The sequence below is a fragment of the Pseudomonas sp. EL_65y_Pfl1_R83 genome (genome assembly GCF_963970695.1).
Classification (GTDB): Bacteria; Pseudomonadota; Gammaproteobacteria; order Pseudomonadales; family Pseudomonadaceae; genus Aquipseudomonas; species Aquipseudomonas tritici.
The window spans coordinates 317,971-330,383 of sequence record NZ_CAXAQI010000005.1 but is presented as its reverse complement, the minus strand read 5'-3'; the positions used below and the strand labels follow the sequence as shown (position 1 = coordinate 330,383).

Below are 12,413 nucleotides of genomic sequence, written 5' to 3'. Positions count from 1 at the left end.
GCCAGAACTTTCTTAAGTCCGACGTAAAGCGCACACAAAAAAAGGCCCGCAATCTGTAGGACGCGGGCCTTTTTTCAATTCGTAGGGCGCTTAGCGCCCGTCGAATTACTTATTGAGGTTGTAGTCTTTTTCCGCCGCATCAAAGCGCTCAACCATACCCGCAGTCGGTGCGCCCATCTTGCTCACGAAGTAGATCGCGAGGCTGGCGAAGATGAAGCCCGGGATGATTTCGTACAAACCCAGCAATTCGAAGTGTTTCCACACGATCACGGTGATCGCGCCGACCAGGATACCGGCCAGTGCGCCGTCGCGGGTCATGCCTTTCCAGATTACCGAGATCAGCACCACAGGACCGAACGCAGCGCCGAAGCCAGCCCAGGCGTAGCTCACCAAGCCCAATACACGGTTTTCAGGGTTGGCAGCCATGCCGATGGCGATCAGGGCAACCAGCAGCACCATCAGGCGACCGACCCATACCAGCTCAACCTGGGAGGCGTTTTTGCGCAAGAAGGTTTTGTAGAAGTCTTCGGTCAGGGCGCTGGAACACACCAGCAATTGGCAGCTCAAGGTGCTCATCACGGCAGCCAGGATGGCCGACAGCAGTACACCGGCAATCCATGGGTTGAACATCAGCTTGGCCAGCTCAATGAACACACGCTCGTGGTTCTCGGTCACAGGGCCTGCCACTTCCGGATGCGCCGAGAAGTAAGCGATACCGAAGAAACCCACCGCCACGGTGCCGGCCAGGCACAGGATCATCCAGGTCATGGAGATACGACGTGCCTTGGCAATTGACTTCACCGAATCCGCCGCCATGAAACGCGCGAGGATGTGCGGCTGGCCGAAGTAACCCAGGCCCCAGCCCATCAGCGAGATGATGCCGATGAAGGAGGTGTTTTTCAGCATATTGAAGTTGTCGGGGTTCTTGGCTTCGATCGCCAGGAAGGTGGTGTCAACGCCCCCGGTGGCGAGCAGCACGATGATCGGCGTAAGAATAAGCGCGAAGATCATCAGCGTGGCTTGTATGGTATCGGTCCAGCTCACTGCCAGGAAACCACCGACGAAGGTGTAGGCAATGGTCGCTGCAGCACCGGCCCACAGCGCGGTCTCGTAGGACATGCCGAAGGTGCTTTCGAACAGGCGGGCACCGGCCACGATGCCGGAGGCGCAGTAAATGGTGAAGAACACCAGGATCACCACGGCGGAGATGATCCGCAGCAGGCCGCTTTTATCTTCGAAACGGCTGGAGAAGTAATCCGGCAGGGTCAGGGCGTCACCGCTGTGCTCGGTCTGGACCCGCAGGCGACCGGCGACGAACAGCCAGTTGAGGTAGGCACCGACGATCAGGCCGATAGCGATCCAGCTTTCCGACAGGCCGGACATGTAGATCGCGCCCGGCAGGCCCATCAACAACCAGCCACTCATATCGGAAGCGCCGGCCGACAAGGCAGTCACCACGCTACCGAGGCTGCGACCGCCCAGGATGTAATCGGAAAGGTTGTTGGTGGAGCGATAGGCCATGAAGCCGATCAGCACCATTGCTGCGATATAGATCACGAACGTGATCAGGGTTGGATTACTAACGCTCATAGGAGTGACGTCCTGGCTTTGTTTTTATGTAGCGACGGTCTGTCAGACGGCCACCCACTGCAAGTAGGATAGACGTAGCTGCGTGCCGCGCATTTATGACTGACGTTTCCCCAGGAAAGCCGTCAGCCGATGAACCGACTCACCGGAGTGGTTGCACCTTGGCCGCGAATGCTATTCAACAAACCAAATAAGGTGCAACCAGTTTCGTGAGAATAAGTTGCACCTTGATGTGAAAAGTACAAAACACCCTGTTTTTGCTACTTTTCGGAGCAAGAACAGCTGATCTCAGAAGCAAACGCACCAAGGCAGAGCCAATTCCGCCGAGGGCCATTTTATTTCATGTACCCGTGCGAAAATTTCATGCATAAAAAGGGTTGCACCCGGTTGCACCTCTGCATGCGCAAAGCTAATCTTGCCGCCAGCTGATGCCACTCGGTAGTGGCACCCATGAGGATAAGAAAATGGCTACGACCACCCTTGGGGTCAAACTTGACGACCCAACCCGCGAGCGCCTCAAGGCTGCCGCGACCTCCATTGATCGCACGCCGCACTGGCTGATCAAGCAGGCGATTTTCAATTACCTGGAGAAACTGGAGGGTGGTGCAACCCTGACTGAGCTCGATGGCTTGAGCAGCAAGGAAGCAGACGACGCAGGCGAGGTCCAGAACGACCACGCCCACCAGTGCTTCCTTGAGTTCGCCGAGAGCATCCTGCCGCAGTCCGTACTGCGCGCCTCGATCACCGCCGCTTACCGCCGCCCAGAGCCGGAAGTGGTGCCGATGCTGATCGAGCAGGCTCGCCTGCCAGCGCCTATGGCCGAGGCTACCAACAAGCTCGCCGCCTCGATTGCCGAGAAGCTGCGCAACCAGAAAAGTGCTGGCGGCCGTGCCGGGATTGTTCAGGGCCTCCTGCAGGAATTTTCCCTGTCTTCCCAGGAAGGCGTGGCACTGATGTGCCTGGCCGAAGCGCTGCTGCGCATCCCGGACAAAGGCACCCGTGACGCACTGATCCGCGACAAGATCAGCACCGGCAACTGGCACCCTCACGTGGGCAACAGCCCATCGCTGTTCGTTAACGCCGCCACCTGGGGCCTTCTGCTGACCGGCAAATTGGTCGCCACGCATAATGAGGCAGGTTTGACCTCGTCCCTGAGCCGCATCATCGGCAAAAGCGGCGAGCCGATGATCCGCAAGGGCGTCGACATGGCTATGCGCCTGATGGGCGAGCAGTTCGTCACCGGCGAAACCATCGCCGAAGCCCTGGCTAACGCGAGCAAATTCGAAGCCAAGGGTTTCCGTTATTCCTACGACATGCTCGGTGAAGCCGCGCTGACTGAGCACGATGCGCAGAAGTACCTGGCCTCGTACGAACAAGCCATTCACTCCATCGGCAAAGCCTCCCATGGCCGTGGGATTTATGAAGGCCCGGGCATCTCCATCAAGCTGTCGGCACTGCACCCGCGTTACAGCCGTGCGCAGTACGAACGCGTGATGGATGAGCTGTACCCACGCCTGCTGTCCCTGACGCTGCTGGCCAAGCAATATGACATCGGCCTGAACATCGACGCCGAAGAAGCAGACCGCCTGGAGCTGTCGCTCGACCTGCTGGAACGCCTGTGCTTCGAGCCGCAACTGATCGGCTGGAACGGCATCGGTTTCGTGATCCAGGCCTACCAGAAGCGTTGCCCGTATGTGATCGACTACGTCATCGACCTGGCGCGCCGCAGCCGCCATCGTCTGATGATCCGCCTGGTAAAAGGCGCGTACTGGGACAGCGAGATCAAGCGCGCCCAGGTTGAAGGCCTGGAAGGCTACCCGGTGTACACCCGCAAGGTTTACACCGACGTTTCCTACATTGCCTGCGCACGCAAGCTGCTGTCGGTGCCGGAAGTCATCTACCCGCAGTTCGCCACGCACAACGCCCACACACTGTCGGCTATCTACCACATTGCGGGTCAGAACTATTACCCCGGCCAGTACGAGTTCCAATGCCTGCACGGTATGGGCGAACCACTGTACGAGCAGGTTGTAGGCAAGGTTTCCGAGGGTAAGCTCAACCGGCCGTGCCGCGTGTACGCACCGGTGGGTACCCACGAAACACTGCTGGCTTACCTGGTACGTCGCCTGCTGGAAAACGGCGCGAACACCTCGTTCGTCAACCGCATCGCCGACCAAGCCATCTCGATTCAGGAACTGGTGGCCGATCCTGTGGCCAGCATCGAGCAAATGGCTACGCTGGAAGGCGGCTTCGGCCTGCCGCACCCGCGCATCCCTTTGCCGCGTGACCTGTATGGTAGCGACCGCGCCAACTCGGCCGGTATCGACCTGGCCAACGAACACCGCTTGGCCTCGCTGTCCTGCGCCCTGCTGGCGACCGCTCACAACAACTGGAAAGCGGCGCCGATGCTCGGTTGCGCTTCCAGCAATGAATCAGCGGCACCGGTACTGAACCCGTCCGACCTGCGTGATGTGGTCGGCCATGTGCAGGAAGCCACTGTCGAAGACGTCGACAACGCTATCCAATGCGCCATCAATGCAGGCCCGATCTGGCAGGCCACCCCGCCCGCCGAACGTGCCGCGATCCTGGAACGCGCCGCCGACCTGATGGAAGGCGAGATCCAGCCACTGATGGGCCTGCTGGCCCGTGAAGCCGGCAAGACCTTCGCCAACGCGATCGCTGAAGTGCGCGAAGCCGTGGACTTCCTGCGTTACTACGCCGTGCAAGCGCGTAACGATTTCACCAACGACGCCCACCGCCCACTGGGCCCGGTGGTGTGCATCAGCCCGTGGAACTTCCCGCTGGCGATTTTCAGTGGTCAAGTCGCCGCGGCACTGGCTGCCGGCAACCCGGTACTGGCCAAGCCTGCCGAGCAGACGCCGCTGGTGGCCGCCCAAGCCGTGCGCATCCTGCTCGAAGCCGGTATTCCGGAAGGCGTGCTGCAATTGCTGCCGGGTCAAGGCGAGAGCGTGGGTGCGCGCCTGGTCGGTGATGATCGCGTCAAAGGCGTGATGTTCACCGGCTCCACTGAAGTCGCACGCCTTCTGCAACGCAATGTCGCCGGTCGCCTGGATGCCCAGGGCCGTCCGATTCCGCTGATCGCCGAAACTGGCGGCCAGAACGCGATGATCGTCGACTCCTCGGCGCTGACTGAACAAGTGGTCATCGACGTGGTGTCCTCGGCCTTCGACAGCGCCGGCCAACGCTGCTCGGCCCTGCGCGTACTGTGCCTGCAGGAAGATTCAGCAGAGCGTGTGATCGAAATGCTCAAGGGCGCCATGGCGGAATGCCGCTTGGGTAACCCGGAGCGTCTGTCCGTCGACATCGGCCCGGTGATCGACGCCGAAGCCAAGGCCGGCATCGAGAAACACATCCAGGCCATGCGCGACAAAGGCCGCAATGTGTATCAGGTGGCTATCGCTGATGGCGAAGAGATCAAGCGTGGCACCTTCGTGATGCCAACCCTGATCGAGCTGGAAAGCTTCGACGAACTGCAACGCGAGATCTTCGGCCCGGTGCTTCACGTGGTGCGCTACAAGCGCAAAGAGATCGACCAGCTCATCGGCCAGATCAATGCTTCCGGCTATGGCCTGACCCTAGGCGTGCACACGCGTATCGACGAGACCATCGCCAAGGTGATCGACAACGTCAATGCCGGTAACGTCTACGTGAACCGCAACATCGTCGGCGCCGTGGTCGGCGTGCAACCGTTCGGCGGCGAAGGCCTGTCGGGTACTGGCCCGAAAGCGGGTGGCCCGCTATACCTGTACCGCCTGTTGTCGACGCGTCCTACGGATGCCATTGAGCAATCCTTCGTACGTGGCGACGCATTGGCCGCGCCGGACGTGCGCCTGCGTGATGCCATGAGCCAGCCGCTGACCGCCCTGAAAACCTGGGCCGACAGCAATAAGTTCAGCGACCTGAGCGCCCTGTGCAGCCAATTCGCCGCGCAATCGCAAAGCGGTATCACCCGCCAACTGGCCGGCCCGACCGGCGAGCGCAACAGCTACGCCATCCTGCCCCGCGAGCACGTACTGTGCCTGGCGGACGTGGAAGGCGACCTGTTGACTCAATTGGCGGCGGTATTGGCGGTGGGCGGTTCGGCGGTATGGCCAGAAACCGAGCTGACCAAGGCGTTGTTCTCACGCCTGCCTAAAGACATTCAGGCGAAGATCAAGCGCGTGGCCGACTGGACCAAGGATGAAGTGGTGTTTGACGCGGTTCTGCATCACGGTGATTCCGACCAGCTGCGAGCGGTGTGCCAGCAAGTGGCCCAGCGCGGTGGCGCAATTGTTGGGGTGCATGGTTTGTCGCAAGGCGAAACAGCGATTGCGCTGGAGCGTTTGGTGATTGAGCGTGCGTTGAGTGTTAACACGGCGGCGGCGGGTGGCAATGCCAGCCTGATGACTATCGGTTAAGCAGCAGCCGCAAGTTTAAGCTACAAGCTGCAAGTAAAAGCACGCCGCTCTTACTTGTAGCTTGAAGCTTGTGCCGCCCCATCACCCCCATCTATCTTCCTTCCCCGTTTTTATCAGCGCTCCTAGACTGCGGCATACTTTTCTACAGGTAATCCGCCATGTCCGAGACGCTGCTCAGTTCCCGCAATCTGGCTTTCGAGCTGTACGAAGTCCTCGATGCAGAGGGCCTGACCCAGCGCGAGCGGTTTGCCGAGCACAATCGCGAAACCTTCGATGCGGCCATCAGCACCGCGCGCAACATCGCCGAAAAGTATTTCGCCCCCCACAACCGCAAGAACGACGAGAACGAACCGCGCTACGAGAACGGCGCAGCCATCCTGATCCCGGAAGTCAAACCGGCGGTGGATGCCTTCCTTGAAGCCGGCTTCCTCAACGCGGCCCGCAGCTTCGAAGCAGGCGGCATGCAACTGCCCACCCTGCTGTCTCAAGCCTGTTTTGCGCACTTCCAGTCAGCGAACGCGGCGTCCACTTCCTACCCATTCCTGACCATGGGCGCCGCCAACCTGATCGAAAGTTTCGGCACCGACGATCAGAAACGACGCTTCCTGCAACCGATGATCGACGGCCGCTTCTTCGGCACCATGGCCCTGACCGAACCCCATGCGGGCTCGTCGCTGTCGGATATTCGTACGCGCGCGGAGCCTTCGGCTGACGGCACCTATCGACTCAAGGGCAACAAGATCTTCATCTCCGGTGGCGACCACCCGCTGTCGGAAAACATCGTGCACATGGTGCTGGCCAAGCTGCCGGATGCGCCCGCTGGGGTGAAGGGCATTTCGTTGTTTATCGTGCCCAAGTTCCTGGTCAACGACGATGGCAGCCTGGGCGAGCGCAACGACGTGCTGCTGGCGGGGCTGTTCCACAAGATGGGCTGGCGCGGGACTACGTCCACCGCGCTCAACTTCGGCGATAACGGTAGTTGCGTCGGTTATCTGGTGGGCAAACCGCACCAGGGTCTGAGCTGCATGTTCCAGATGATGAACGAAGCGCGCATCGGCGTCGGCATGGGAGCGGTGATGCTCGGTTACGCCGGCTACCTCTACTCGCTGGAATACGCCCGCGAACGCCCGCAAGGTCGCCTGCCCGACAGCAAAGACCCCACAACGGCTCCGGTCTCGATCATTCAGCACGCAGACATCAAGCGCATGCTGCTGACCCAAAAATCCTACGTGGAAGGCGCCTTCGACCTTGGCCTCTACGCTGCACGGCTGTTCGACGACACCACCACCCTGGCAACTGAAGCTGAGCGCAAGCACGCCCACGAACTGCTGGACCTGCTCACGCCTATCGTCAAATCCTGGCCTTCGGAGTTCTGCCTCAAGGCCAACGAACTGGCAATCCAGATTCTCGGCGGCCATGGCTACACCCGCGAGTACCCGGTGGAACAGTACTACCGCGACAACCGCCTGAACCCGATCCACGAAGGCACGCACGGGATCCAGTCCCTGGATTTACTGGGGCGCAAGCTCGCGCAGAACGGCGGCGCGGGGTTGAAGCAACTCATACGACTGATTGCCGAAACCGGTGCACGGGCGCAGGAATACCCAAGCCTGACCGCACTAAGGGAACCGCTGGAACAGTTGGTCAACCGCCTGCAAAGCGTCACCATCGGCCTGCTGACGGATCTCGCCCAAGGCAAGGTCAACAGCAGCCTGGCAAACTCGGCGCTGTACTTGAAGGTGTTCGGGCATACGGTGATTGGCTGGCGCTGGCTGGAACAGGCGATTCGCGCCGAAGAAGGATTGGCCAGGGGCAATGCGGCGGATGTGGCCTTTTATAAAGGCAAGCTCCAGGCCGCCCGGTACTTCCTGACCTGGGAAGTACCGAGCTGCCATCATGAACTGGCAATTCTGGAGGCACGCGATGACACGTGCCTCGGCATGCAGGATGAGTGGTTCTAAGGCGTACCGATCGCCTTGGAAATCACATCGACCGTGGCGCTGACTTGCTCTTGGTAACGGTCGAGTTCCTGCTGGTGAGCCTGCTGCATTTCGATCTGCTCGGCGCACAGGTTCAGCGCCGCCAGCACCAGTAGTTTGTCACCGATCAGGGTCGGGTACTTTTTCTTGGTGGTGGCAAGGGACGCCTTGAGCAGGGTCACGGCGTGCATCAGGGTTTTGTCTTCCCCGGCCGGAGCCTTGATCGAGTAATCCTCTCCGAGAATCGAAACGACCTTTATCCCTTCACTCATGCGTTGACAGGCCCTGCGCTCACACGCTCAACCAGCGCCTGGATACGGGCGGCGGTAGCGCCGTGCTTTTCTTCCTGCTCCATCAGGTTCAGTTGCAGGCTGTCGTTCTCATCCTTGGCGCGGGCCAATTCCGCTTTTAGGGATTCGGTGGTGCCCAGCAGATCCTGATTTTGTTGTACCAAGTCGCTGACGAGTTGTTCCAATTGGCTGAGGGATGCTTCTAACATTTTGATTTCTCTGGCTTTTAAAAGGGCGGTGACGATAAAGAAAATTCACCTCGGATGCCAGGGTTATCCCTGGCGCGCAGCCCGATTTTTAAAGGCCGGGCCGCACTTTCGAGCCTTAGTGACTGCAATTACCCGATCTGGTTCCTGAATCGGCCAAGACCCTCGTCAGGTGCGACAAAAACGCACACGCCCCTTTAGACTTTAGTCGTAAGACCGATAGAGAAGCACACACCGTCTCATGGCCGCACGGATCGCGCGCTCCCCCAGGATTCCCCCCATGTCGCTTCGTAATATGAATATCGCTGCGAGAGCCTTCCTCAGCTTCGCGCTTATCGGCGCGTTGATGCTGTTTCTCGGTATTTTCGCGTTGAATCAGATGAGCAAGATCCGTGGCGCCACCCAAGACATCACCCTGTCCAGCGTGCCGAGCATCCGCGCCCTCGATGAATTCACCCAACTCACCTTGCGCCTGCGGGTGCTGTCCTATCGCTTGCTGACCAACCGCGAACCGGACGTTCAGCAAAAGACCCTGGAAGCCTTCGAACTGCGCAACCAGCAGATCCGTACCGCGCAGGGCATTTACGAAAAACTGATCGACAGCAGTGAAGAGCGCTCGATCTACGACGAGTACATGCGCCTGCTTGCCCAGTACCAACAGATTGAAGCGCGCATGAAGAGCCTGTCGCGCGCCAACCAGATCGAAGAGCTGCGCACCCTGCTCAACACTGAGCTGTTGAGCAACTCCGAGCAGGTCAACACCGTGCTCAACCGCCTGCTGGACTACAACAACAAGGCCGCCCTTAACACCAACCAACAGGCCGAAGACCATTACAACATGGCCTTCAACTGGGTGATTGGGCTGCTGATTATCGCCACGACACTGACGATGCTGTTCGCCTGGCTGCTGACCCGCAGCATCACCCTGCCCATTTCCCAGGCACTGGAAGCGGCGGAAGAAGTGGCCGAAGGCAACCTGACGCGCCTGATCAAAGTCGACGGCAACGACGAAGCCGGGCGCCTGCTGGCCGCCATGGCCAAGATGCAGGACAAACTGCGCGACACCCTGCAACGCATCGCCGGTTCCGCTACCCAGCTCGCATCAGCTGCCGAAGAGCTGAACGCGGTCACCGACGAAAGCGCCCGCGGCCTGACTCAGCAAAACGCCGAAATCGAACAAGCCGCCACTGCGGTGAATGAGATGACCAGCGCTGTCGAAGAAGTCGCACGCAATGCGGTGAGCACCTCCGAAGCTTCGCGCAACGCCACCACCTCCGCCGGTGATGGCCGTGATTTGGTGCAGGAAACCGTCAGCGCCATCGAACGCATGAGCGGCGACGTACAGGCCACCGCCACGCTGATCGGCGACTTGGCCAATGAGTCGCGCGATATCGGCAAGGTGCTCGACGTGATTCGCGGCCTGGCGGACCAGACCAACCTGCTGGCCCTTAACGCCGCGATTGAAGCGGCGCGCGCCGGTGAAGCCGGACGAGGCTTTGCGGTGGTTGCCGACGAAGTACGCGCACTCGCCCATCGCACCCAGCAGTCGACCAGCGAAATCGAGCGGATGATCGGCAGCATCCAGGCGGGTACAGAGCATGCAGTGGATTCGATGCGCAACAGCACGGAACGCGCTGAGTCGACGCTGAACATCGCCAAAGGCGCGGGGATGTCGCTGGACACGATCAATACCGCGATTGTCGAGATCAACGAGCGCAACCTGGTCATCGCCAGTGCGGCGGAAGAACAGGCACAAGTGGCGCGGGAAGTGGACCGTAACCTGGTGAACATTCGCGATCTGTCGGTACAGTCGGCGACCGGTGCCAGCCAGACCAGCGCGGCGAGCAGTGAGCTGTCACGGTTGGCGGTGGACTTGAATGGGATGGTGGGGCGGTTCCGCCTCTAACTGACTCGTCTCAGTCAAAATGGGGGAGCGGGCTTGCGCGCGAATGCAGTGGTTCAGTCAGCCTATCTTTAGCTGATGTACCGCATTCGCGAGCAAGCCCCCGCCCACATTAGATCTACATGAATCAGAAGAACCTTTTTGACAGCGCAGCAATTCAACAGGTTAGAATCGCTGGCACGCAGACTGCATGGTCAGTTTGCGCCCCGTCTTGTTTGCTCATGGAGTACTGCCTTTGAATGCGACGACCATCAACAGCCTGTTCTTGATCGGCGCGTTGCTGGTGAGTGCGAGCATTCTGGTGAGTTCTCTTTCGTCCCGCCTGGGGATTCCGATCCTGGTGATCATCCTGGCCGTGGGGATGCTGGCCGGCGTTGATGGCGGCGGCATCATTTTCGATAACTACCCGACGGCCTACCTGGTGGGCAACCTCGCCCTGGCGGTGATCCTGCTCGATGGCGGCTTGCGTACCAGGGTCGCAAGTTTCCGTGTGGCACTCTGGCCGGCGTTGTCGCTGGCCACGGTGGGGGTGTTGATTACCACCGGCCTCACCGGTATGGCCGCGGCCTGGCTGTTTGATCTCAATATCATCCAGGGCCTGTTGATCGGCGCCATCGTCGGCTCCACGGACGCCGCAGCGGTATTCTCGTTGTTGGGCGGTAAAGGCCTCAACGAGCGGGTCTCCGCCAGCCTGGAAATTGAATCCGGCAGCAACGACCCGATGGCGGTGTTCCTCACTGTCACGTTGATCGACATGATTGCCAGCGGCCAGACGGGCCTGCACTGGAGCCTGCTGACGCACCTGCTCCGCGAGTTCGGCATCGGCGGTATCGTCGGCCTGGGAGGCGGCTGGCTGATGCTGCAGATGGTCAACCGGATCAGCCTGGCCAACGGCCTGTACCCGATCCTGGTGATCGCCGGTGGCCTGTTCGTCTTCGCCCTGACCAACGCCCTGCACGGCAGTGGCTTCCTCGCCGTGTACCTGTGCGGCCTGGTCATCGGCAACCGGCCGGTGCGCAGCCGTCACGGCATTTTGCATATGCTCGATGGCATGGCGTGGCTGGCTCAGATTGGCATGTTTTTGGTGCTGGGCCTATTGGTCACGCCCCACGACTTGCTGCCCATTGCCCTGCCGGCGCTGGGTCTTGCACTGTGGATGATCCTGTTTGCGCGGCCGCTGTCGGTGATGGTTGGCCTGCTGCCGTTCAAGGCGTTTCACGGCCGCGAAAAAGCCTTTATCGCCTGGGTCGGCCTGCGCGGTGCGGTCCCGATCATTCTGGCGGTGTTCCCGCTGATGGCCGGCCTGCCGCATGCGCAGCTGTACTTCAACCTGGCGTTCTTTATCGTGCTGGTCTCGCTGCTGGTGCAGGGCACAAGCCTGCCGTGGGTGGCCAAGCTGCTCAAGGTCACCGTACCGCCGGACCCGGCGCCGATCTCCCGTGCGGCCTTGGAAGTGCATGTCACCAGCGAGTGGGAGCTGTTCGTCTACCGCCTGGGCGCAGAAAAATGGTGCATCGGCGCCGCCCTGCGTGAGCTGAAAATGCCTGAGGGCACGCGGATCGCCGCCCTGTTCCGTGGTCAACAACTGCTCCATCCGTCGGGTAGTACGGTGCTGGAAGTCGATGATTTGCTCTGTGTGATCGGCCACGAACACAACCTCCCGGCCCTGGGCAAACTCTTCAGCCAGGCGCCGCAACGCGGTTTGGATTTGCGCTTCTTCGGCGACTTCGTACTGGAAGGCGACGCCCAACTGGGCGCGGTTTCCGCCCTGTACGGCTTGAAGCTGGAGGGCATCGACCCGGACATGCCGCTGAGCCGCTTCATCACCCAGAAAGTCGGCGGTGCGCCAGTCGTAGGCGACCAGGTGGAGTGGAACAACACCATCTGGACCGTCGCGGTCATGGACGGGAACAAGATCGGCAAAGTCGGCGTCAGATTCCCCGAAGGAAGTCGCCCAGGCCCCGGACTCTTCCTCTAAACTGCGGGGCGACAGTTCGCCCCCTTTTTTTTCATTTCGCTCGACCGGTCTC

7 protein-coding genes and 1 pseudogene are annotated in these 12,413 nt (G+C 60.4%); 5 read left to right on the top strand and 3 right to left on the bottom strand.

From position 1 onward, the window contains the following. Nucleotides 1-105: 105 nt before the first annotated feature. The gene (putP, locus tag AACY08_RS09885) at nt 106-1,590 is read right to left on the bottom strand and encodes a sodium/proline symporter PutP (RefSeq protein WP_339469251.1); all 1,485 of its coding nucleotides are present in this window, start codon (nt 1,588-1,590) and stop codon (nt 106-108) included. 461 nt (nt 1,591-2,051) lie between these two features. Here putP and putA point away from each other — a divergent pair, with 461 nt between their 5' ends. Beyond that, on the top strand, nt 2,052-6,005 hold the full coding sequence (gene putA / locus AACY08_RS09880; protein WP_339469250.1) for a trifunctional transcriptional regulator/proline dehydrogenase/L-glutamate gamma-semialdehyde dehydrogenase: 3,954 nt from the start codon (nt 2,052-2,054) through the stop codon (nt 6,003-6,005). Nucleotides 6,006-6,163: 158 nt separating this feature from the next. Continuing rightward, complete coding sequence (locus AACY08_RS09875) at nt 6,164-7,966, top strand: acyl-CoA dehydrogenase (protein ID WP_339469249.1); 1,803 nt, start codon at nt 6,164-6,166, stop codon at nt 7,964-7,966. Here the strand turns inward: AACY08_RS09875 and AACY08_RS09870 are convergent. Together AACY08_RS09870 and AACY08_RS09865 are read right to left on the bottom strand one after the other, a co-directional pair. Further along, nucleotides 7,963-8,256, bottom strand: coding sequence for a cell division protein ZapA (locus AACY08_RS09870; protein ID WP_314566837.1), 294 nt, complete (start codon nt 8,254-8,256; stop codon nt 7,963-7,965). The genes AACY08_RS09875 and AACY08_RS09870 overlap by 4 nt on opposite strands. Next, the gene (locus tag AACY08_RS09865; RefSeq protein WP_339415589.1) at nt 8,253-8,483 is read right to left on the bottom strand and encodes a hypothetical protein; all 231 of its coding nucleotides are present in this window, start codon (nt 8,481-8,483) and stop codon (nt 8,253-8,255) included. The genes AACY08_RS09870 and AACY08_RS09865 overlap by 4 nt, the downstream gene beginning before the upstream one ends. Before the next feature lie 238 nt (nt 8,484-8,721). Between AACY08_RS09865 and AACY08_RS30440 the strand changes: the two are divergent. The 3 genes and pseudogenes from AACY08_RS30440 to AACY08_RS09855 form a co-directional block, all read left to right on the top strand. Then, nucleotides 8,722-9,483, top strand: a pseudogene (locus AACY08_RS30440) (MCP four helix bundle domain-containing protein); the annotation flags it as partial. Between the two features lie 30 nt (nt 9,484-9,513). Further along, on the top strand, nt 9,514-10,386 hold the full coding sequence (locus AACY08_RS30435) for a methyl-accepting chemotaxis protein (protein WP_445261431.1): 873 nt from the start codon (nt 9,514-9,516) through the stop codon (nt 10,384-10,386). Between the two features lie 232 nt (nt 10,387-10,618). Beyond that, nucleotides 10,619-12,361 (top strand): potassium/proton antiporter, encoded by a 1,743-nt coding sequence (locus AACY08_RS09855; RefSeq protein WP_339469246.1) that lies wholly within the window; start codon nt 10,619-10,621, stop codon nt 12,359-12,361. The last annotated feature ends 52 nt before the right edge of the window (nt 12,362-12,413 follow it).

What these genes read in the sequence shown, in the direction of transcription:
- AACY08_RS09870 (WP_314566837.1), bottom strand. Translation starts at nt 8,256, where the DNA reads ATGAGTGAAGGGATAAAGGTCGTTTCGATTCTCGGAGAGGATTACTCG.
- AACY08_RS09865 (WP_339415589.1), bottom strand. Translation starts at nt 8,483, where the DNA reads ATGTTAGAAGCATCCCTCAGCCAATTGGAACAACTCGTCAGCGACTTG.
- AACY08_RS09875 (WP_339469249.1), top strand. Translation starts at nt 6,164, where the DNA reads ATGTCCGAGACGCTGCTCAGTTCCCGCAATCTGGCTTTCGAGCTGTAC.
- putA (WP_339469250.1), top strand. Translation starts at nt 2,052, where the DNA reads ATGGCTACGACCACCCTTGGGGTCAAACTTGACGACCCAACCCGCGAG.
- putP (WP_339469251.1), bottom strand. Translation starts at nt 1,590, where the DNA reads ATGAGCGTTAGTAATCCAACCCTGATCACGTTCGTGATCTATATCGCA.
- AACY08_RS30435 (WP_445261431.1), top strand. Translation starts at nt 9,514, where the DNA reads ATGGCCAAGATGCAGGACAAACTGCGCGACACCCTGCAACGCATCGCC.